The organism is Bradyrhizobium erythrophlei (genome assembly GCF_900129425.1).
In the GTDB taxonomy this organism is placed as follows: Bacteria; Pseudomonadota; Alphaproteobacteria; order Rhizobiales; family Xanthobacteraceae; genus Bradyrhizobium; species Bradyrhizobium erythrophlei_C.
In genome coordinates this window covers 1355548-1376749 of the sequence record NZ_LT670817.1, presented here as the reverse complement: position 1 = coordinate 1376749, position 21202 = coordinate 1355548, and the positions used below count along the sequence as shown (strand labels likewise).

19 protein-coding genes are annotated in these 21202 nt (G+C 58.2%); 11 read left to right on the top strand and 8 right to left on the bottom strand.

The features are described from left to right. Positions 1-33: 33 nt before the first annotated feature. A complete protein-coding gene (locus tag B5527_RS06530; RefSeq protein WP_079600562.1) occupies positions 34-786 on the top strand; it encodes a rhodanese-related sulfurtransferase in 753 nt (250 codons plus the stop codon). After that, a complete protein-coding gene (locus tag B5527_RS06525; protein WP_079600561.1) occupies positions 779-994 on the top strand; it encodes a SlyX family protein in 216 nt (71 codons plus the stop codon). Before B5527_RS06530 ends, B5527_RS06525 begins: the two co-directional genes overlap by 8 nt. A 67-nt stretch (positions 995-1061) precedes the next feature. Here the strand turns inward: B5527_RS06525 and B5527_RS47030 are convergent, their stop codons facing one another. Together B5527_RS47030 and B5527_RS06520 are read right to left on the bottom strand one after the other, a co-directional pair. Continuing rightward, positions 1062-1196 carry a hypothetical protein gene (locus tag B5527_RS47030; protein WP_276329313.1) on the bottom strand — a complete coding sequence of 45 codons (135 nt, stop codon included), beginning with the start codon at positions 1194-1196 and terminating at the stop codon, positions 1062-1064. Positions 1197-1251: 55 nt separating this feature from the next. Further along, entirely contained in the window at positions 1252-1473 is a 222-nt protein-coding gene (locus B5527_RS06520; protein ID WP_079600560.1) for a hypothetical protein, read from the bottom strand. A 614-nt stretch (positions 1474-2087) separates the two neighbouring features. Here B5527_RS06520 and hemE point away from each other — a divergent pair. Further along, positions 2088-3128, top strand: a complete 1041-nt coding sequence (hemE, locus tag B5527_RS06510) for a uroporphyrinogen decarboxylase (protein ID WP_154072840.1) — start codon at positions 2088-2090, stop codon at positions 3126-3128. Between the two features lie 129 nt (positions 3129-3257). Here the strand turns inward: hemE and hemC are convergent, their stop codons facing one another. The 3 genes from hemC to bioB form a co-directional block, all read right to left on the bottom strand. Next, the gene (gene hemC, locus B5527_RS06505) at positions 3258-4238 is read right to left on the bottom strand and encodes a hydroxymethylbilane synthase (RefSeq protein WP_079600557.1); all 981 of its coding nucleotides are present in this window, start codon (positions 4236-4238) and stop codon (positions 3258-3260) included. A gap of 113 nt (positions 4239-4351) precedes the next feature. Further along, positions 4352-5995, bottom strand: coding sequence for a GMC family oxidoreductase (locus B5527_RS06500; RefSeq protein WP_079600556.1), 1644 nt, complete (start codon positions 5993-5995; stop codon positions 4352-4354). Between the two features lie 64 nt (positions 5996-6059). After that, a complete protein-coding gene (bioB, locus tag B5527_RS06495; protein WP_079600555.1) occupies positions 6060-7052 on the bottom strand; it encodes a biotin synthase BioB in 993 nt (330 codons plus the stop codon). A 241-nt stretch (positions 7053-7293) separates the two neighbouring features. Between bioB and B5527_RS06490 the strand changes: the two genes are divergently transcribed. The 8 genes from B5527_RS06490 (at position 7294) to B5527_RS06455 (ending at position 17611) form a co-directional block, all read left to right on the top strand. Continuing rightward, a complete protein-coding gene (locus B5527_RS06490) occupies positions 7294-8688 on the top strand; it encodes an MFS transporter (protein ID WP_079600554.1) in 1395 nt (464 codons plus the stop codon). Between the two features lie 374 nt (positions 8689-9062). Further along, a complete protein-coding gene (locus tag B5527_RS06485; RefSeq protein ID WP_079600553.1) occupies positions 9063-10589 on the top strand; it encodes an oligosaccharide flippase family protein in 1527 nt (508 codons plus the stop codon). 336 nt (positions 10590-10925) lie between these two features. Beyond that, a complete protein-coding gene (gene rfbF, locus B5527_RS06480) occupies positions 10926-11708 on the top strand; it encodes a glucose-1-phosphate cytidylyltransferase (protein ID WP_079600552.1) in 783 nt (260 codons plus the stop codon). After that, positions 11705-12754: an NAD-dependent epimerase/dehydratase family protein gene (locus B5527_RS06475; protein ID WP_079600551.1), complete on the top strand. Its 1050-nt coding sequence runs from the start codon at positions 11705-11707 to the stop codon at positions 12752-12754. Before rfbF ends, B5527_RS06475 begins: the two co-directional genes overlap by 4 nt. 15 nt (positions 12755-12769) lie before the next feature. Then, a complete protein-coding gene (locus B5527_RS06470) occupies positions 12770-14005 on the top strand; it encodes a class I SAM-dependent methyltransferase (protein WP_079600550.1) in 1236 nt (411 codons plus the stop codon). Positions 14006-14117: 112 nt separating this feature from the next. After that, positions 14118-15263 carry a class I SAM-dependent methyltransferase gene (locus tag B5527_RS06465; RefSeq protein ID WP_154072056.1) on the top strand — a complete coding sequence of 382 codons (1146 nt, stop codon included), beginning with the start codon at positions 14118-14120 and terminating at the stop codon, positions 15261-15263. 152 nt (positions 15264-15415) lie between these two features. Next, positions 15416-16384, top strand: a complete 969-nt coding sequence (locus B5527_RS06460) for a hypothetical protein (RefSeq protein WP_197689276.1) — start codon at positions 15416-15418, stop codon at positions 16382-16384. Next, a complete protein-coding gene (locus B5527_RS06455; protein ID WP_245332520.1) occupies positions 16385-17611 on the top strand; it encodes a class I SAM-dependent methyltransferase in 1227 nt (408 codons plus the stop codon). It abuts the gene before it with no gap. A 153-nt stretch (positions 17612-17764) separates the two neighbouring features. Here the strand turns inward: B5527_RS06455 and B5527_RS06450 are convergent, their stop codons facing one another. From B5527_RS06450 to B5527_RS06445, 3 genes are all read right to left on the bottom strand, one after another. After that, positions 17765-19480: a hypothetical protein gene (locus B5527_RS06450; RefSeq protein ID WP_154072055.1), complete on the bottom strand. Its 1716-nt coding sequence runs from the start codon at positions 19478-19480 to the stop codon at positions 17765-17767. Between the two features lie 76 nt (positions 19481-19556). Beyond that, on the bottom strand, positions 19557-19709 hold the full coding sequence (locus B5527_RS43520) for a hypothetical protein (protein ID WP_154072054.1): 153 nt from the start codon (positions 19707-19709) through the stop codon (positions 19557-19559). Positions 19710-19981: 272 nt separating this feature from the next. Then, entirely contained in the window at positions 19982-20911 is a 930-nt protein-coding gene (locus B5527_RS06445; protein ID WP_079600548.1) for a glycosyltransferase family 2 protein, read from the bottom strand. Between the last annotated feature and the right edge of the window lie 291 nt (positions 20912-21202).

Here is a 21202-nt window from a genome sequence, read left to right as displayed (position 1 = left end):
CCCCCTCCGCCACCCTCCTGATAAACCACCGCGATGACGTACAAGGTCGCCGCTTTCTACCAATTCGCCGCCTTGCGGGATTTCCGGGAGTTGCGCGAGCCACTGCGCGCGATTTGCGCCGGTCTGGAGCTGAAGGGCAGCGTGCTGCTGGCCCATGAAGGGGTCAACGGCACGCTGGCGGGCAGCGTGGACGCCATTGCCGCACTGGTTGAAGAATTGCGACACGGCGATCTGTTCGGCGGCCGGCTGGACAAGCTCGAGCTGAAATTCTCACAGGCCTCGGCGATGCCGTTTCAGCGTCTCAAGGTCCGGTTGAAAAAGGAGATCGTCACCCTCGGCGATCCCGCCACCGATCCGACGCGGCAGGTCGGCGTCTATGTCGACCCCGCCGACTGGAACGCGCTGATCGCTGCGCCGGACACGCTGGTGATCGACGCCCGCAACGCATTCGAGGTCGCGATGGGCACATTCCCCGGCGCGCTGGATCCCGGGATCGAACGCTTTGGGCAGTTCAAGGATTTTGCCGCGCGCCATCTCGATCCCGCTAAACATCGGAAAGTCGCGATGTTCTGCACCGGCGGAATTCGCTGCGAAAAGGCCAGCGCCTATCTGCTTTCACACGGTTTTGAGCAGGTCTATCACCTTAAGGGCGGAATTCTCAAATACCTGGAAGGGGTCCCGGAAGCGGAGAGCCGCTGGCGCGGCGAATGCTTTGTGTTCGACGACCGCGTCGCGCTCGGCCACGGACTGCACGAACGCCGAATGGAACAGAATTCCGATGAGTGACGTGAAGACGCTGAGCCATCGTATTGACATGCTCGAAACCCGGCTGACGTTTCAGGACGTAACCATCGAGACTCTGAATGAGACCATCACCGCGCAGTGGCAGCAGATCGACGTGCTGACGCGTCAGATCGCAACCCTGAGCGAACGGCTACGGGAGGCCGAGGCAGCGGCACCCGGCGCGACGAACGAACCTCCACCCCACTATTAGCGGCGGAACCGAGGATCGTTCCGCATCCGCAGCCCGAATTCCAGCGACTATTTTCCGAGCGCACCGTTCACAACTTCATCGCGAACCAGATCGCGACGACGATCAGTACCACAACGATTACCGCCCATACCACTGGGGTAACCCGTTTCGAACTTCCGCTTCCCGGGGAATCGTTCGCGACATGGTCGAATTGCTGGTTCATTTGAACTCCTTCGGCCGCAGCGCCGCCGGTTCCGCACAAACCACCCTCTGCAGATCTAACGAAACACAGCCAAGACCTTGTCCCAAAGCGAGACGCCTTCCTCTTCGCGACGCGGCTTTGACGGCGGCGGCTGCGTCGCACTAACGGGATCGGATGCCGGAAAGCTCCCGATCAGACCGGCTTCCAGTTTCGCGTGGGTGTCGCGGTCCGCCAGAACGGCGTCGCGTGGGTTGGCGGCGTGCTTGTCGTGTGCCGCGGGATTGAATTTCTCAGCCATGTTGCGTCTCCCTCGGAGGGTAACGCGTCCGCAATCCGGACGTTCCCCGACCGGCGGCGCGGAACGCTGCCAAAACTGCCCTATTTGAGCCTGGCCGGCGCTCACGAAGCGGTCCCCGCCAATGTCCGGAAACGGGGACACCCGGCGGGGAATTTTTATCCCGATGATCAATATTGCACAGACAAGCGCGGCAACTTCAGTTCGACTATGCCAGCGACGAGTTGGTTGCATCCTCGTCGTTGAGGTGGATGCGGTACGCTCCGAAGATGAATTCCGACCCCAGCCCGTTTGGCATTTCTGATTTGGGACGACCGCTGAACCTGATCGCCAGGCCGGAGGACTGTGCGCTCAAGCTTCTGTTGGCGAAGCGACCGATGATCAGCGATTTCCGCTAGCTATCGCTGCAACCGTTCCGGTCGTGCCGCAAAAAGGATGAGATTGCCGGGACGGCACCCCCTCCCGGCCTTTTTGCCCGAGATATCTTGAACAGCCGGCCCGCGACTTCCAATGTTTGCCGGTCTCAGCGATGATCGCAGCTTGGCCTAGCCCGTATCCGCGGTGTATCAGAACAGCATCCTGCCCCGATCAGCCCGCGGACCCAGCGCTTGACCCAGATCGACCCCGTTGAAAAACCCCTGCTTGAAGTGCTGTGCGGCCGCAGGCAGGCCGTACCGCCGATCTGGATGATGCGGCAGGCGGGCCGTTATCTGCCGGAATATCGTGAATTGCGCGCCAGGGCCGGCGGTTTTCTCGATCTTTGTTTCACGCCGGAGTTCGCGGCCGAAGTCACGCTGCAGCCGATCCGCCGTTTCAACTTCGATGCCGCGATCATCTTCTCGGACATACTCGTCATTCCCTATGCGCTCGGCCGTGAGGTGCGCTTCGAGGCCGGTGAAGGCCCCCGGCTCGATCCACTGGATATGCCGGAGAAAGTCGAAACGCTGGCGCAGCGGGCCGACTTCGCCAAACTCGAACCGGTCTATGAAGCGCTGCGCCGCGTGCGCCGCGAACTCGATCCGAAGGTTGCGCTGATCGGTTTCTGCGGCGCGCCGTGGACGGTTGCGACTTACATGGTGGCCGGACAGGGAACACCGGATCAGGCGCCGGCGCGGATGATGGCCTATCGCCACGCGGACGCGTTTGCGACAATCATCGACGTGCTGGTGGAAAACTCGATTCAATACCTGCTGGGGCAGCTTGCGGCCGGCGCCGACGTGCTGCAGATTTTCGACACTTGGGCCGGCGTATTGCCGCCGCGCGAATTTCAGCGCTGGTCGATCGAGCCGACCCGGCGCATCGTCGAGGGCGTCCGCAAACAAGTGCCGGGCGCCAAGATCATTGGCTTTCCCCGGGGCGCCGGCGCGTTGCTGCCGGCCTACGTCGACGCCACCGGCGTCGACGCCGTCAGCATCAACTGGGCCGCCGAGCCGTCACTAATCCGCGAGCGGGTGCAGAACCGCGTCGCCATTCAAGGCAATCTCGACCCGCTGGCGCTGATCGCCGGCGGTGCTGCGCTCGATCAGGCGATCGACGACGTGCTTGCGGATTACGCCGGGGGACGGCTGATCTTCAACCTCGGCCACGGCATCCAGCCGGAAACCCCGATCGCACATGTCGAGCAGATGCTGAACCGGGTGCGGGCATATAAGGGATAGGAGGCCGTCACACCGCGAAAGCGGGTATCCGTGATCGCTGGCCTGTGCTGGATTCGAAACGCCACCGCGTACGGGATCGTCCGCTTTCGCGGATGATGACGACGGCATTGCGCAACCGGCGCCGCTCAATCACTCCGGCCGGCTGCGCTCGATGATTCCGGCCGCACCCTTGTGCAAAAGTTCGAGTCCGACCGCGCGGCCGAGTTCGCGCGGGCGATCGGCGGGCCCGGAGCGCGTTACCTCGATGAACAGGCCGCCGGCCTCGTCGAGCACCGAGGAAGTCAGCGTCATCTGGTCGCCGTCGATGGTCGAAAATCCCGCGATGGGGGAATTGCAATGGCCGTTGAGGACCCACAGCACCTCGCGCTCGGCATCGGCGCATCTGTGAGCGATGGGATCGTCGATGCCTGAGAGAATGCTTCGCGTCTGCCAGTCGCCGATCGCGCACTCTACCGCGACAATCCCCTGCCCCACCGCCGGCAGCATTTCCTGGATTGAAAATTCATAGGCGATCCGGCTTGCCAGGCCGACGCGCTCCAGCCCTGCGCGCGCCATGATCAACGCGTCCGCCGGACCCACCTCGCCGCCATCAGGAAGCCGCTGCATTTCCAGCCTGTCGAGCTTTCGAACGCGGGTATCGGCGGCGCCACGGTAGTGAATCACGTCGGCTTCCGGAAACAGCCGGCGCGCATAGGCCGCGCGCCGCACCGCATTGGTGCCGATCTTGAATCCTTTGCCGCGCGATCGCCCGAGATCGTCGATCGAAATCCCCGATCGAAGCACCAGCACGTCGCCGGGCGGATCGCGCGGCAGGGTCGCGCCGATCACGAGACCCGGGGTGTCCTCATTACCCGGCATGTCCTTTAGCGAATGCATCGCGGCGTGCAATTCGCCCGAACGGACGGCATTGCGGATTTCGGCGACGAATGCGCCGCCTTTGCCGCCATGCTTTAACAGCTTGCCGACCTGATCCTGGTCGCCCGTGGTTTCAAACTTCACGATCTCGACATCGATGCCCGGAGCGACCGCGATCAGGCGGCGGGCAATCTCCTCGGTCTGGGCCAGCGCCATGACGCTCTTGCGCGTGCCGATCCGTATTTGAACTGCCACCGGTCACGCTCCATTCGGGGCCGCACAGGAATCGCGGACCATATCAGGCAGGAAGATAAAACCCGCCAATGCCGAATGCAAACCACGCCGGCGTTCCCTGTTGCCCGAGGCGGCTACCGGTCCTCTAAAATCATATCCGAGGCTTTTTCAGCGATCATGATGATCGCCGCGTTGGTGTTGCCCGAGACCAGATCCGGCATGACCGAGGCATCGACCACGCGCAGGCCTTCCAGCCGGCGAACCCGCAGCCGCTGATCGACGACCGCAAGAGGATCGCTTCCCATTCGGCAGGTCGATGTCGGATGATAGATCGTGCTGCCCCGCGCGCGGCAGTAATTCAGCAGCGCCTCGTCACTGGAAACCTTTGCGCCGGGGTCGACCTCCTCGACCACATAGGAGCGAAGCGCCGGCGCCTGCAGGATCTTTCGCAATATCTTCAAGCCTTCGACGTTGGCGGTGCGGTCGACCTCGGTCGAGAGATAGTTGATGCGTATTTCCGGCGGCGCCGCGGGATCGGCACTCCTGATGCGAAGCGAGCCACGGCTCTCGGGGCGCAATTGACAGACCGACGCCGAGAATCCGGAGAACGAATGCAGCTTTTCTCCCATCTTGTCGGTTGAGAACGGCAGAAAATGGATCTGGATATCCGGCGTCGCCAGCCGCGGATTGGTTTTGAAGAACGCCCCTGACGTGCCTGCGGCGATGGTCAGTGGCCCCTGGCGAAAGGCCGCGTAGCGCGCGCCGGCCAGAATCCGCCGGACAGGGTGGTTGACGATGTCGTTGAGCGTGATGGGTTTGGCACAACGCATGACCACCCTCACCTGCAGGTGATCCTGCAGATCCTGCCCGACCCCCGGCGCATCCAGCACGACTTCGATGCCGTGCTTTCGCAGCAGTTCCGCGGGGCCGACGCCGGACAGCTGCAGCAATTGCGGCGAGTTATAGGCCCCGCTTGCGATCAGTATTTCCTTTCGCGCCCGCGCCGTTCGCAGCGTCCCGGCCTTGCGGTATTCCACGGCGTCAGCCCGACGTCCCTCGAACACCACGCGCTGCGCCAGCGCGGAAGTCTCGACATGCAGATTGCTGCGGTCCCTGGCGGGGCGAAGATATGCCACCGCAGTGCTGGCGCGTCTTCCCCGCCGCGTCGTCGTGGTCTGGAAGAATCCCGCGCCCTCCTGCGCCGCGCCGTTGAAGTCGGGATTCAAGGGTATGCCGGTCTCCGCGGCAGCCGCGATGAAGGCGGCGGACAGCGGATCGGCGTGGATCAAATCGGAAACCGGCAGCGGACCGCCGGCGCCGTGGAAATCGTCGGCGCCGCGCTGCTGGTCCTCGGCCTTCTTGAAATACGGCAGGACGTCGTCAAAGCCCCATCCGCTGTTGCCGTGCTGGCGCCAGCGATCGTAATCCTCGTGCTGGCCCCGAACGTACAGCAGGCCATTGATCGAACTCGACCCGCCCAGCACCTTGCCGCGCGGCTGAAACACGCTTCGCCCGTCCAGTCCCGGTTCGGGTTCGGTCTGGTACATCCAGTTGACGGTTTTGTCCTTGAACAGCCGGCCATAGCCGAGCGGCACGTGGATCCAGATATTAGAGTCCTTCGGGCCGGCCTCGAGCAACAGCACCGAGGTTTTTCCGTCCGCGCTCAGGCGGTTTGCCAGCACGCATCCGGCCGATCCCGCGCCGACGATGACATAGTCGAATTCGGTGACGTCGGATGTCGGGTTTGTTGCCGCGCGAGATCGAGCTTGACTGTTCATTTTTCAATTTTCTTGGCAAGCGGATTTCTGGATACGTTGAGGCAACGATATGGCGACCGCAAGCCTATTGCTCCTCAGGCTGCAAGCCCAGCCTGCGAAACAGACCCATGTCCTCGTCGTTTCCCGGATTGCCCGCCGTCAACAGGACATCCCCAACGAAGATGGAGTTGGCGCCGGCAAAGAAGCACAGCGCCTGCATTTCATCGCTCATCGCCGTGCGGCCCGCGGACAGGCGGACGTATGATTTCGGCATCATGATTCTGGCAAGCGCGATAGTGCGCACGAAATCGATCGGTTCGATCGGCGTTGCATTCGCAAGCGGCGTTCCCGCGATCGGGATCAGCATGTTGATGGGAACACTTTCGGGGGGCTCCGGAAGATTGGCGAGAACCGTCAGCATCTCGATGCGGTCAATCGCCTGCTCGCCCATTCCCACAATGCCGCCGCAGCAGACCTTCATGCCGGACGCGCGAACATGCTCGAGGGTCTCAAGACGATCGGCAAAGTTCCGGGTGGTGATGATCTCGCGGTAGTAGCGCTCCGACGTATCGATGTTGTGGTTGTAGTAATCGAGGCCCGCCTCACTCAGTTGCTCGGACTGCGCGCGATCTAGCATGCCGAGCGTCATGCAGGTTTCCATTCCCAGCGCCTTGACGCCCTTCACCATCGCGACAACCGCCTCCATATCGCGAGGCTTGGGGTTTCGCCAGGCAGCCCCCATGCAATAGCGGGTCGCACCGGCGTCACGGGCTTTGCGGGCTTCCGCGACAACGCGCTCGACTTCCATGAGCTTGGATGCGGTCAGGCCCGACTCGTGGTGCACGGACTGGCTGCAGTAGCCGCAATCTTCCGGACAGCCGCCGGTCTTGATACTCAAGAGACGGCTGAGCTGAACCCGGTTGGGGTCGAAGTTTTCGCGATGGATGGTCTGGGCTCTGAACAGCAGGTCGTTGAACGGCATTTCGTAGAGCGCCGAGGCCTCCGCCAACGTCCAGGTATTTCCATGATTCGACGAAACGGCTGATGACCTTTCGTCGTGATGCGTCGCAAGCGTCATATTCTCTCCATGGCCTCAGATGTTGTATCGGCGTCGGACGACCTAGCGGCCTGTCAGATCCACCCTACCGTAGTTTTACCGCGCCACGCTAGGATCACCCTCCGCACCGAACCTGCCGCTGGAACGCAAAAGCACTCAAACGGATCGCATACGCGGCATGCAGGGGGCCGCCTGCTGGCCGGCTGGAATCCGTACTACATCCCCGGGAACTGGAGAATCCCTGGTAACTGGAGATCTTTGAATGTCGACGGAAGCAATTTCGGCGGATGGGCTGGCTGCGGCCGATGGTCTGCCGGCTGACCGCCGAGGATGGGCCTCCGCCGCGATTTTCACCGCACTCGCGATGGCGTCGCTCGATACGGCGATCGCCAACATCGCCCTGCCCACTATCGCGACCGATCTTCATGTCAGCCCGGCCGATGCCATCTGGGTGGTGAACGTCTATCAGATTGTTTTGGTGGCGACACTGTTGCCGCTCGCCGCACTTGGCGAAATCGTCGGCCATCGCCGCATCTATCTCGGCGGCCTTTTGCTGTTCACGCTGGCGTCGCTGGCCTGCGCATGCGCCTGGTCGTTGCCCAGCCTGCTGACGGCGCGCGTGCTGCAGGGCCTGGGCGCCAGCGGCATCATGAGCGTGAACACGGCGCTGGTTCGTTTCGTCTACCCCGGGCGCCTGCTGGGCCGCGGTTTCGGTCACAACGCGCTGGTGGTCGCAACCGCCTTCACGCTCGGCCCGACGATCGCCTCCGGCATTCTCGCGGTCGGGTCCTGGGGCTGGCTGTTTGCCGTCAACATTCCCTTCGGCGTGGTTGCGTTTCTGATCGGTCTGAAGACCTTGCCGCGTACCCCGCGGGCGAAGCATGCGTTCGATTTTCTTGGCGCGTTGCTGGCTGCGATCTGTCTTGGGCTTTTCATTCTGGGGATCGGAAGCGCGACCCACCATGCGCGGCCCGGGCTCGTAATGATCGAGCTTGCCTGCGCCGTGCTGGCCGGCTGGATTTTGATCCGCAGACAGGCGGATCATCCGGCGCCGGTGCTGCCGATCGATCTGTTTCGCCGGCCGCTTTTCGCGCTGTCCGCTGCCACCGCGATCTGCAGCTTTGCGGTGCAGGGCCTGGCGTTCGTCTCCCTGCCGTTTTACTTCGAGGATATTCTTGGCCGCTCGCAGGTCGAGACCGGCTTTTTCATGACCCCATGGCCTCTGGTGGTCGCCATCATGGCACCGATCGCCGGACGCCTGTCCGATCGCTACCCGGCGGGCATCCTCGGTGGCCTCGGTCTCGCACTGCTCGGTGTCGGGATGGCGCTGTTGGCGATGCTTCCGGCGAGCCCCCACGTCGTCGACATCGTTTGGCGCATGGTTATCTGCGGATGCGGGTTCGGCTTTTTCCAGGCGCCGAACATGAAGGCTTTGATGTCCAGCGCCCCTGCCGGTCGCAGCGGAGGCGCGAGCGGAATGGTGGCGACCGCGCGCCTGATGGGGCAGACGACCGGCTCGGCGCTTGCGGCACTCTGCTTTGGACTCGCCGGCCGTGAAGGGGCCACGGTCGCACTGGTGCTTGGTGCGGGATTCGCCGCGGTCGGATGCGTGATGAGTTTCCTGCGCCTGATCGCAGTTCCGCAACGCGGCGCCTAGTATGATGGCTGCGCGGCTGGGCCGCGTTACCGAACACCATGCAATGGAATGCCTTGCGGCGTTCCCGTCACGTTCCAAAAAAGGAATAGAGTGGTAGCGGGAGAGGGACTCGATACCACAAGCCAAATTAATTCCCGGTCGTAGGCCCAGTCCGGAAAGAAGCGCTGCCAACCGTAATGGTCAGCGCAGGACCTCAGGCGCAATGACATCTCTCCCGAATGATCCGGCAATCATAACAAGCTTCACGTAGCCGGCGAATTGGACTATCGTTCCCTCCGAGCCATACAAAGGACGCCCGGACCACGAGTGTCGCAAGGCGATCGAGCCCGAGATTTAGCCGATACAGCTTTGATCTCTCTCACTTTCCGCTACGAATGAACAGCTCAATCGCACCCTCGTCGCAAAAATTGGGAACTCGCGCGACGCTTGGCGCCGGACTTCTCATCGTATCCAGGTTAGTCACACGCGGCATTGATTTGGTGACACTGGTCGCACTGGGACGGCTTTTATCTCCCGCCGATTTCGGGCTCGTCGCTATCGCGATGTCGGTCATGCTGATTGCCGAAGCGGTCATGGAATTGCCCGTGGGCTTGGCTCTCACATCGATGCCAAGGCGACTTAATGAGCACTACGACACTGCGTTCACGCTTCAGCTAATAAGAGCGGGGATACTCGTCGCGGTCCTCGTTGTCTTGTCGATTCCTCTCTCCATCATCTACAACGATCAACGGGTCGGTTGGCTTCTCTGCGCCCTTTCAGTCGCGACGGCAACGCGCGGAATGGGCAGCCCACTCTTCGTGGAATATGCATTGAAACTCGATTACCGTCCGCACTTTTTCCTGGAGATCTCGGGCAAACTTGTCGCCTTGCTGGTATCGGTGGTTTTCGCCTGGTGGAGCAGAAGCTATTGGGCAATTGCTGCCGGGATGATTGCAAATCCGGTCACCGTGGTGGCGATGACATATTTTGTTGCCCCTTATTTGCCGACCCTCACTGTCAGCAAATGGCGAGACTTCTCCAATTATCTTCGTTGGTCGACGGCGACGCAGGCTATCACGTCTTTCAACTGGCAGATGGATCAATTGCTGTTGGGAAAGCTTATCAGCCGAGTGGACCTCGGGCAGTTTTCGATGGCATCGAATCTATCGTTTATGCCGTCGCAGATCATTGTAAACCAGGTTACAGGACCTCTGGTCGTAGCTTTCGCGTTGGTGCGCGATGACGCGGAGAGAATGAGAGCAGCCTACCGGAAGAGCGCGATCACGATCGTCTCAGTTGCCTTGCCGATCTCGATCGGGATGAGCATGCTCTCGGCTCCGATTGTCAGGGTCGTTTTAGGTCAGCGGTGGCTGGACGCAGCTCCAATATTGGAGTGGTTATCCGTCGCGATGGTCCCGTCATTGTTTGTCGGGCCACTGCCTGCTCTGGTCATTTCGCTCCATAAAATCAAAACATTCGCCAGACTTGCGCTAATTGAGGTTTGCTTCAAATTGCCCCTTATGGTACTAGGGGCATATTACTATCGCATCGACGGAGTCATATCGGTGCGATTGGCGACCGCCCTTTTTATGTCGTTCTGCTCCATGATCGCTGTGCAAGAACTGATCGGGACGCCTGTATCGAAACAACTGCTGGCGCCGTGGCGACCTGTTGCGTGTGCATTTATCATGGCTTTGGTAATTCGATCGTCCGACAAGTGGCTAATGAATCTCTACACGCTTTCGGACATGGCGCTTGGACTGGCGTCTGTCGTCATGGCTGGAGCGGTGACCTACATCGGGTCGATGTTTTTGCTATGGGCAATTTCGGGATGCCCCGAGGGAATTGAGTCGAAGGTTGCCGCTCTCACCACCGAAACTTGGAATAAGCTGGCGCGACACCGATCTACCTTTGAGAGTTGAGGCTCTTTCTGAGAAGGTCTTTGATTGCCGGGCTCCGAGAGCCCAGGGTTTCAAGTCTAGTCCACCACGAAGCTCTGAAGCGCTCGGATCCGCCCCACTGTTGGGTCGACCATGAAGAAAGGAAAATTAGGCAGGGATGAACCGCTGTCCGGGGTTAGCCGAGGGCAGATTCGAACGATCCACCGGGTATCATCTGGCGGCTGCGACCGCCGCGAGTTTTATCAACTTTAGCTAGAGAACCTCTCTTTTCGGGACATTGCCTTATTTTGAGCCGGGCCCGTTAACACACATTTTGCGCTTGCGACGGGCCAATGCCGATTTTGTGCGGAGGAACGTATGAAGGTCGGAATACTGGCCGGCGGATTCGGAACCCGCCTTGCTGAAGAGACTGAAATTCGGCCTAAACCGATGGTTGAAATCGGCGGCATGCCGATTTTGTGGCACATCATGATGTATTATCATACCTACGGTCACCGGGAATTTGCGGTCGCGCTCGGCTACAAGGGTGACCACATCAAGCGCTGGTTTGCGGAATACAACAGCCTCAATGGCAGCATGACCGTCAACATGGCGACGGGAGAAATCAAGCGGCATGGGAGCTCCATCCCCGACTGGACGGTCGACCTCGTCGATACCGGGATCAGGACGGGGACCGGCGGTCGCATCAAGCGATTAACGAAATGGATGGGCAACAATACTTTTATGCTGACGTGGGGTGACGGTGTCTCCGACGTCGACCTGAACAAGCTTCTTGCCTTTCACCGTTCACACGGCAAGCTCGCCACGATGACTGCGGTCCGCCCTCCCGCGCGTTATGGACATATTGAGTTCGACGGTCATCGCGTTGTCGAGTTCAACGAGAAATCGCAGGCTGCGGAAGGCTGGATTAACGGTGCCTTCTTTGTGCTGGAGCCGGGTGTGATGGACTACATCGACGGCGATGAGGTCATGTTCGAATACGCGCCCATGCAGCGGCTCGCAGCCGACGGGCAATTAATGGCATTCCGCCATGAATCGTTCTGGCAATGCATGGACACGCTTCGTGAAAAAACGGTTCTGCAGCGGTTGTGGGAGAGCGGCAACCCGCCCTGGAAACTCTGGAAGGACCAAGATCAATGAAGGTTCTGCTGACAGGAAATCGCGGCTACATCGGAGCGGTCCTGACCCTCAGGCTGCTGGAACGCAATCACTCCGTGGTGGGAATGGATAGTGACCTCTACCGGTCGTGCAACTTTGCGGGCGAACTTGCCGCGGTGCCGACCATCGACAAGGACATTCGTGACGCGGAGGTCGACGACGTCGCGGGCTTCGATGCCATCATCCATTTGGCCGGATTATCCAACGATCCGCTTGGAGATTATCGCCCCAGTCTCACGGAGGACGTGAATTTCAAGGCGTCGGTGAGGCTCGCCCAACTGGCCAAAAGGGCCGGCGTATCCCGATTTCTTTATGCCTCCTCGTGTAGCTGTTACGGAGCGTCCGGCTCCGACTTTCTCGATGAGAGTGCGGCGTTCAATCCGGTGACGCCCTACGGAAAGTCGAAGGCCGAAGCGGAGCAGATCGTGGCTCCAATGGCCGACGACTCCTTTAGCCCGACATTTCTGCGGGCATCCACGGCCTATGGGTTGTCGCCGCGAATTCGATTTGACCTCGTCGTCAACAATTTGACGGCCTGGGCTTTTACGACAGGCCAGGTTTATCTCAAGAGCGACGGCTCGCCCTGGCGTCCCATCGTTCACGTGGAGGATATCGCCTCTGCCTATATTGCCGTCCTCGAAGCGGATCGCGATCGCATTCACAATCAGGCATTCAACGTCGGCGTGACGACCGAAAATTATCAGATTCGCGAGATCGCGGAGCTGGTGAAACAGATTGTTCCGAACAGCAAGATCGAATTTGCGCCCGACGCCGGCCCCGATTTGCGATGCTACCGTGTCGATTGCAATTACATTGCCCGGCGCCTCCACGCGTTCAAACCGCAGTGGACTGCGCGACGCGGCGTCGAGCAGCTCTACGACGCGTATTGCAGGACAGGCCTTACGCTCGACGATTTTGAAGGCGAGCGCTTCAGGCGCATCGCCCACATCCAGAAATTGATACGCGACGGAGAGATCGATGACGAGCTTCGCCGTGTTCCAGCTCTCGCCCGTTCCGTTTTGATTTGAATAGTTGCGAGCAAGATGGCGAATTCAGTAAGAGAGGTGGCTTGCCGGTCTTGCGGCAGCGCGCGGCTGGAGACGTTCCTTGATCTCGGCGAGACACCGCTCGCCGATCGCCTTCTGGCAGAGGCCGATCTTGGCAAGAGAGAGCTCACGTTTCCTCTCCAGGTTGCCTTCTGCCACGAGTGCAGTCTGGTGCAGATCACTGAGACGGCGAACCCGGAGATTCTCTTCGCCGACGCCTATCCCTATTTCTCGTCCTTCTCTCCCGCGCTGCTCAAGCATTCGCGCGAGAACGTGCTCGAACTCATTGCGCGGCGCGAGCTTGGACCCGGCAGCTTCATCATCGAACTAGCAAGTAACGACGGTTATTTGCTGAAAAACTATGTCGAGGGTGGAATTCCGGTGCTCGGCATAGATCCGGCGGAAGGTCCAGCCCAAGCGGCCGAGAAGCTTGGCGTGCCGACGCGCTGCGCTTTCTTCTCCCGCGAACTCGCCGAGACCTTGAGGTCGGAAGGCATACGCGCGGATGTTATCCATGCCAACAATGTGCTCGCCCACGTCGCAGACACCAACGGCTTTGTCGCTGCGATCCGCCGCATTCTAAAGGACGATGGCGTGGCTGTGATCGAAGCGCCCTACATCGAGCCGCTAATCGAGCATTGCGAATTTGATACGATTTACCACGAGCATCTCTGCTATTTCTCGGTCACTGCGCTCGATAGGCTGTTTCGCCGTCATGGCCTCTATCTCAACGAGATCAAGCATCTTGCGATTCACGGCGGCTCGCTTCGCCTGTACGTCGAGCCAGAGGAGCGCGTTGACGCAAGCGTGAAGACGCAGCTTGCGCATGAGAAGGCACGGGGGCTCGATAGGATCGGATACTTCCGCGATTTTTCCGCACGAGTCGACACCCTGAAGCGGGAACTTTCCAAGCTGCTGCGCAGTTTGAAATCGCAAGGAGCATCTATCGCAGCGTATGCGGCGGCGGCCAAAGGGGCGACCTTGCTTAACACTGTCGGGATTGACCGGAATCTCGTTGATTTTGTGGTCGATCGCAACGTCCACAAGCAAGGCAAGTATATGCCCGGACAACAGCTTCCGATCCGCCCGACCGAGATGCTTCTAGAGGTCCAGCCTGATTACGTCCTGCTGCTTGCCTGGAACTTCGCGGACGAAATTCTCGATCAGCAACGGGAGTACCGCGCGCGCGGTGGAAAGTTCATCATTCCTATTCCCTGGCCAACGGTCATATGAAAACAGCCTTGCGATTCGGCACACCGGCGCCACGCTTACGGTCAATTGAAGATTGCCGTTACGTGCCCCACGATGGCAGGAGGCGAGACACGGTCGACTGCGAGTAATCTGCATGAAGTGTCCGGTGTGCAATAGCGGCAATTTATTGAGCGCTGTCCTGATCGACAGGTTGCCGGTGCTGTGTAATGAACTCCACGCGGATGCGGCATCTGCGAGGAGATCGGAGACCGGTCGCTTCGATGGTTGCTTGTGTCGTGACTGCGGACACTTTTTCAATTCGGCCTTCGATGAGCGCAAGGTTCGCTATACGCAGAGCTACGATTCCTCCCTGGATTTCTCACCGAGGTTCGTGTCTTTCGAGGATGAACTGGCGCGACGGCTGAACGCAAGCTACGATCTCGCCGGAAAGCTGATCATTGACGTGGGCTGTGGTAAAGGTGGCTTCCTCAGGTGTGTCTGCTCTTTGAGCGGCGCCAGAGGTGTCGGCTTTGACAAGAGCTTCGAGCAGCGATCACAAGATATTACCGGGGTAAGCTTCGTCAAAAACTGGTTCGACGAAACCTATACGGGTGAAGCTCCGGACCTTGTGGCATGCCGACACGTGCTCGAGCACATGGCCGAGCCGATTTCCTTTCTACGGGCTTTGAATACGCATCACAGTATTTGTCCAGACACGGTTTTCTACTTTGAAGTGCCAAACGCTCTTTACACCCTGCGCGAGCTGGGAATCTGGGATCTGATTTACGAGCATGTTTCTTATTTCACGCCACCCTCGTTCCGTACGGCGCTCAATATCGCGGGATTCGAGGTCGTGAATGCGGGGGCAACATTCGGCGAACAATTTCTTTATGTTGAGGCAAGGACGGGCAAACCGCAAACTCGGGCATTCTCGTCGGATGTGCTGCCGCTTGAGAAACTGGCAGGAGATTTTGACAAGATCTATCGTTCAAAAATTAGTTACTGGCGGGATTACATCGCTGACCGCGGACCCTTGTCGACGGCGGTATGGGGCGCGGGGGCCAAGGGCGTCAACTTCCTGAACGTGGTCCCCGGCGCAAGCGCGATGAATGCGGTGATCGATCTCAATCCGCACAAACAAGGTCGTTATGCGTCAGGGACAGGCACCCCGATTGTTCCACCGGCGGAATTGGTCGGACGCCGCATCAGCTCGGTTATCGTGATGAATCCTGTCTACTACCAGGAGATCGTGGAGATGGCGTCAGCGCTGGACCGCAATTTGGAAATTTCCCAGGCTTGAACGACACGCGAAGAAACCTCTTGGTTCAGGGCCTACTTGAGATCCGAGGGTCGCGGGATGGAGCTGCGCAACGGCACGTGGGGAATTTGACCCTATTTCCACGCAAGCCGGGATCTGATATATTTTGGGTTTTCGGATAACGCCAACTCCGGATGAAAATCATGACCGCAGTTTATTTCGACTCGAAAATGACTGATGCGGAGCGGCGGGGCAAGATATTCGCGGGGGATATTTTCGTTTTTTCGCCGCGGCCGTCGACCCTCGCGCTTGTCGATTTTGCTCGCGAACTCATTGAAGCAGCCTTTGCCCCGCTTCCCCCCCGGACCGCGCAATTCGAGTTGTCCGTTGAAAGGTTCGTCGAGATTTTTGGGCCTCTCAAACCACATTTCATTCACCATCCAAAGACTGCCGCACTCCTACGCGACGTGGTTGCAGAACTCGGCGGCGATCTGAATACGGTACACGTGGACGTGCCCCGGCTGCGTGGCGCGACCAGCGACAAATACCTGACTGCGGGAGTTGGCTACGCCTTTCCGCCGCACCGGGATACGTGGTGGTCTGCCCCGATGGCCCAGCTGAACTGGTGGTTGCCGATTTACGAGTTTTCGCCGGAGTCAGGGATGGCGTTTCATCCCAATTACTGGACGAAGCCGGTCAGCAACGGATCGGAGCACTTCAACTATTATCAATACAACGCGGTCGGCCGAAAGGAAGCTGTGAAGCACATCAAGGCCGACACCCGGAAGCAACCCGGTCCACGAGAACCAATGGACATCGAGGATCAGATCCGGATTGTTTGTCCGGCGGGAGGCTTAATCCTGTTTTCTGGCGCGCAGATGCATTCGACTGTGCCAAATACGTCAGGGTTGACGCGATTTAGCATCGACTTCCGTACGGTCGATCTCACTGATCTGGAGAATGGTCGAAGCGCCCCTAACGTGGACACCCGCGCAACGGGAACCAGTCTGCGCGACTTTCGTCGCGGCTCTGACGATGCCGCGATGCCTGACCAGTTCGTGGCGCGGTACGACAGCGGCGAGATCCCGGAAGGTGCCGTTCTCGTGTTCAAGCCCGACAGCCCTGCGAGCGAAAGCGGCCTTACTTCCATCTCTGGATCATAGTTGGCAAACTCAGGCAGTCCTTCGGGCGCGCTCACTCGCCGCGTTTGCCCCTCATGTTCTACTGCAGTTACGCGGATACTATACCGCGTACCGTCGATTCCGATTCATAGCTGCATTCTCCTGGATACAGCCGAGGCGGCGCGTGCTTTGACTCGGAGAGACTTGGAGCTTGCCTGCTGCGACTCCTGCGGCTTCGTGTTCAACCACATTTTCGATGAAGCTGTGATGAGGTACTCGACCAACTTCGAGGAATCCCAGCACTTCTCCGGCATTTTCAATGCGTTTGCCAGACAGCTGGCCCGCGAAGCTGCCGAGAAATGCGCGATAGCCGGCAAGCATGTCATTGAGATCGGTTGCGGCAAAGGCGAATTCCTCCGGGAGCTTTGTGATGTGGACGGTGCTACGGGGCTCGGGATCGATCCCGGCTATAGGGCCGACGAGGGACGCTTGACGCCGAGCGACAAGGTTCGCTTCATCACCGACCTTTTTTCGGAAAAGTACGAGCACCTCGAGGCCGATGTCATCGTTTGTCGTCACACGCTCGAGCACATCGCACCAGTTCGAAGCTTTGTTGGCTCGATCCGCAGGATGATCGGTGAGCGCGACGACGCCGCCGTGTTCTTTGAGACCCCCGACGCCAAGCGCGTGCTTGCTGAAGGCGCTTTCTGGGACATCTACTACGAGCACTGCTCGTATTTCAGCCCGGGAGCGCATGCCAGGCTGTTTCGCCAGGAAGGCTTTGACGTAACCGAGCTTCGCCTCGCCTACGATGATCAGTACATCATTCAATATGCCAACCCGGTGTCCCGACATTCCCCGCCTCGCCTTGCGCTGGAGCAGGACCTCGCAGAGCTGCAATGCCTCGCAGCGAACTTTCCGGAGCGAGTGCGGCAGGTTCAGGACGGTTGGCGAAAACGCGTTCGCTCGGCGTGGAAATGCGGACAGCGGATTGTGTTGTGGGGCGGGGGATCGAAGGGCGTGTCCTTTCTGACCACGCTCGGACTGACCGAAGAGATAGCGGCGGTGGTGGACGTCAATCCCTTTAAGCAAGGGAAGTTCATGCCGGGGACGGGGCATCCCGTGATCGCCCCGAAAGCGCTCATTGATCAGCCAGCGGATTTAGTGATCGTGATGAATCCAATCTATGTCCCCGAAATCGAGTTGAGCCTGAAGGAAACGGGTCTCAGGCCGGAGATCGTCGCGCTCAGCCCAATGGGGTTCACCTGATGTGAATTTTCGGGAGGTTGAAAATCTGGTTCTTTCGTTGGACGTTGGGAGCCTCTTTCAGCCCAATAGCAGCGAAGCCCGCTCTCAGTTTGGCTTCAATCGCCGCCACGCCGATAGTGATCTCTCCGCCAGACTAATTTTTCAGCAGGCCTGCTATAGCCCCCTGACGTCGAATTTCGGCACCGCTTTTTGAAGAAAGTGCCTGAGTTTGCGCTCGATAAGTTTGCGCTTGATGGCAATATTCGCCGTTGATTTCTCCGCTGGCGATTCAAGAAGTGCCAGTACATCCTCGAGCAAAGCGTTGCCTTCAATGGTGTAGTTATTGAACTCCGGATTCCTTGCAACCTTTCGGTCCGCTGCTACGGCGCCAGTCCCTATTTCGCGTCGATCATTGGTACTCTTATAGATGGTTTCTCCCGTTAGACCTGATGGAACGTCGACGACACTTGATGCCCTGACATAATTGGGAGTCTTTGCGTCTTCGATCGAGGTCCAAATGAAGTCGGTACCGAGCAGGTTCAAATTGCTATGAATAATGCCCCGCTTGTTAGCAAACCACCCAACCTTGTGCTGTATGGTACCAAACGGACTGATATAGACGTCAATGGCGTGGGCCCATTCGATCGCGTCGAAGATCGTGCGGCCAATAATGTTGAAGATGACGATCTGAATATTGCGATCGCGGAGCTTTCTCCTCACCGCGTCAACTACAGCATTCTCCTCGTCGATAATCGAGGCATATTCGACTTTTTCTGATGCTTCACTACGATCGGCGGGGATTGAAAAGCCGTCGAAAACCACACCGAGTTGAGGATAACCGTTGATCAATCCCGATATCAGGCAAGCTATGCCTTCAGCCTGATCTGCCCACATACGATTTCCGACTCGGATACCTATCCAGAGCAACGGCCGGTGCTGCTGTTTAGCCGCATTAATTTCTCGTCGAGCATCTGCCGACAAATGAGCTTTCGCTACCCTGTTGACCCGCTCGAGCACAGCGCGCGGAATGAAATTGGCTCCAACTCGGATCGCCAAATATCGTTTCTCCAGGATTTCCCTGAAAATCTCGTCGGCTGTCGCTTTTCTATCGATCGTTTTCGCTTGGATCTCGGGAAATATGTGCTCCAGTGGTCCGAGAGGCTCGCGCATCACAATAAACCGGTCAACATGCTTCAACGACCGATGGCTGACGAGCCGTTGTATGCCGGACAATTCGTTCCATACGTGGTGGCCAAAATGATAAAAACCCAAACAGACGGCAACCGGAGCCATCGGATTCGGACCTGCATAGCAATAGCTGCGGCAAAGCCCAAAATTACTCACCATGCGGGCCTTTAATTCGGCCACCTCCTCCTGCTGAAACCCCCATGGATCTCCTAATGTGACAATCAATTCATCATCAGGAAAATAGATCGCATTCTTCTTAAAGCCCGAACCAATTCCGCTAACAATAATGTAGAATATCTGCTCGCTTACGAAACGGTAGAAAATGGTGTTTATATTTGCAAGCAACGAGTGGCCGGACGAAAGTATGCGCCCGGTAAATGGGCACACGGCACGAACGGATTTATGTTTGACGGCCCATATCTGAAACGCTCGCTTATCGAGATAGTGTACTCCGAATGATTTTCCAAAGTTGCTTCTTAAAAAAACTGGCGATATCCCCTGCCGAATAAGGCGCTCCCTGTCACGCGAGCTCAAGTTCTGCAGCTTCAGCAGATCCGGAGGCTGCAACGACGAGAAATGGTTATGTGCCTCCTTAAACCCTATCTCTTTGTCAACGTTCAGCAGCTTCGATGACGCCGCGTGATTTGTTCGATGCAGTTCTGACCACATTTCGGAATATACATTCCGTGATTGCTCTTGCATTTGAGCCCCCTTGAAAAGGCAAAAAAGCTTATGACTCGAGCCTAGGTAACACACGGCGAGCAGGCACTCGCCTTTTTTAAGGCTGAAGCTTGCTTTCGTCAGCACATCGATGCAGCGCGAGCCATTCGTCGTTGGTTTTCCAGCCGACGATTTCCGTCGGACGAATTGGAACCTTAGAAGGGATCTTGAGCGACCAGTCCTGTCGCCCCCAGAGCGAGACGATATTCAAGGATGTCTTGTCCTCTGTCGGGCTGGTTTAACTTTTTACATCCACGCAGACGGCAAATACGACGAGTTCTGAGCGGACTTTCGGGAAAAGACGCTTCGCTGACCGAACTACCGATTCCAGGAAGCGCCACCTGAGCGTAAGCAAGGTTAACTGACGTGGGGTGAACAACAGAAGTTGCCAAACGGACGGGCATCGGCCCAATTTTGTGACTCTAAGACCGCACTCTTGGAGCATTCTGGCAAGTCTCACAAACGCCCCTCACGTTTGTCTCACTACACTTCTCTGTTGACAGCGTGGCCTTTGAATAGCCCCGATGTCATTTGGCCAAGCGTAGCCGCTATCCTGTCGCGAACCCTAGCCGTGGTCCAAATGACGATCACGGCGAGGACGGCGAAGGCGGGCGTCGTCTGCCGATGTCGGAATGCAATTTCCAGCAAATGCTTCCAGCGTTCCCAATTCTCCCGGCGAGGCTGGTGTTTAGTTGCGGCTTCCGGATCCTGCCAGGCCAACAGCACCTTCTTGTCTTTGAGATTCATCGAACGCGCCGGATGCTCGCGATTGTAGAAGATCGCCTCCGGCACCTGCGCAAACCTTCCGAGCAAGGTCAGCTCACTCATCAGCGTAAGGTCGGAACCGTAATACGAGCGATGCAATGTCGATTTTTGAAGTATCTCTCGCCTGAAAAGTCCGAAGCACTCAAAATTTGTTCCACGGTCGTTTAGATCTTTGAGGAAGCGCATGGCCGGTCCGTCATTTGGATCCTGCGCCTTGCGGCCCCTCCCAACCAGAGGGATTTCGCGACCGGCGGTATCGATACTGATTGTCGTCCCATAGGCTAATATGACGTCATGATTTTTCTCCAGAACAGCGACACAAGCACTGACAAAATTCGGACTGATGCGGTCGTCCGCCGCACACCACTTCATGTACTTTCCGGAGCTGTGATGGAATGCCAGGTTGTAATTGCGGCCAGCACCCAAGTTCTTTTCATTGCGGAAATATTTTACCCGAGCGTCTTTCGTAGCGAATTCGCGGCAAATCCGCTCTGTGCCGTCCGTAGAGGCGTTATCTGAAATGATAAGCTCGAAATTATCATAGTCTTGGGCGAGGCAAGACGTAATAGCATCGACGAGATATGCTTCGCCGTTGTAAACAGGAATGGCTAGTGAGACGAGTGGATTTTTTGAGCCTGCTTCGTTCATTTCTCAAATCCAAATGATGGCGCTAGGCGATCCGCTAAATTCAATCTTTCTAATTCATTACAGCAGACATTCAACGCGTGAGGTCCACGCGTAAGGCCCTGTCCTCTGCGTTGTTGAGACACATGACCTCGACTTCCGGCAATTCAGCAACAATTTTGCACGCCAGCCCCAGCGGAGGCAAGAGTCGGTCGGCGCGGGCGAGCAGCCGTTCAGGCCTGGCACCTTGGCAGTCCTCAAATTGATGACCAGCTCGAACTCAGTCAGCTGCTCGACCGGCAGATCGGCAGTTTT

What these genes read in the sequence shown, in the direction of transcription:
- B5527_RS06460 (WP_197689276.1), top strand. Translation starts at nt 15,416, where the DNA reads ATGAAAATCATGACCGCAGTTTATTTCGACTCGAAAATGACTGATGCG.
- B5527_RS06490 (WP_079600554.1), top strand. Translation starts at nt 7,294, where the DNA reads ATGTCGACGGAAGCAATTTCGGCGGATGGGCTGGCTGCGGCCGATGGT.
- B5527_RS47030 (WP_276329313.1), bottom strand. Translation starts at nt 1,196, where the DNA reads ATGAACCAGCAATTCGACCATGTCGCGAACGATTCCCCGGGAAGCGGA.
- B5527_RS06450 (WP_154072055.1), bottom strand. Translation starts at nt 19,480, where the DNA reads ATGCAAGAGCAATCACGGAATGTATATTCCGAAATGTGGTCAGAACTG.
- B5527_RS06525 (WP_079600561.1), top strand. Translation starts at nt 779, where the DNA reads ATGAGTGACGTGAAGACGCTGAGCCATCGTATTGACATGCTCGAAACC.
- bioB (WP_079600555.1), bottom strand. Translation starts at nt 7,052, where the DNA reads ATGACGCTTGCGACGCATCACGACGAAAGGTCATCAGCCGTTTCGTCG.
- B5527_RS06520 (WP_079600560.1), bottom strand. Translation starts at nt 1,473, where the DNA reads ATGGCTGAGAAATTCAATCCCGCGGCACACGACAAGCACGCCGCCAAC.
- B5527_RS06500 (WP_079600556.1), bottom strand. Translation starts at nt 5,995, where the DNA reads ATGAACAGTCAAGCTCGATCTCGCGCGGCAACAAACCCGACATCCGAC.
- B5527_RS06530 (WP_079600562.1), top strand. Translation starts at nt 34, where the DNA reads ATGACGTACAAGGTCGCCGCTTTCTACCAATTCGCCGCCTTGCGGGAT.
- rfbF (WP_079600552.1), top strand. Translation starts at nt 10,926, where the DNA reads ATGAAGGTCGGAATACTGGCCGGCGGATTCGGAACCCGCCTTGCTGAA.
- B5527_RS06445 (WP_079600548.1), bottom strand. Translation starts at nt 20,911, where the DNA reads ATGAACGAAGCAGGCTCAAAAAATCCACTCGTCTCACTAGCCATTCCT.
- B5527_RS06465 (WP_154072056.1), top strand. Translation starts at nt 14,118, where the DNA reads ATGAAGTGTCCGGTGTGCAATAGCGGCAATTTATTGAGCGCTGTCCTG.
- B5527_RS06485 (WP_079600553.1), top strand. Translation starts at nt 9,063, where the DNA reads ATGAACAGCTCAATCGCACCCTCGTCGCAAAAATTGGGAACTCGCGCG.
- B5527_RS06470 (WP_079600550.1), top strand. Translation starts at nt 12,770, where the DNA reads ATGGCGAATTCAGTAAGAGAGGTGGCTTGCCGGTCTTGCGGCAGCGCG.
- B5527_RS06475 (WP_079600551.1), top strand. Translation starts at nt 11,705, where the DNA reads ATGAAGGTTCTGCTGACAGGAAATCGCGGCTACATCGGAGCGGTCCTG.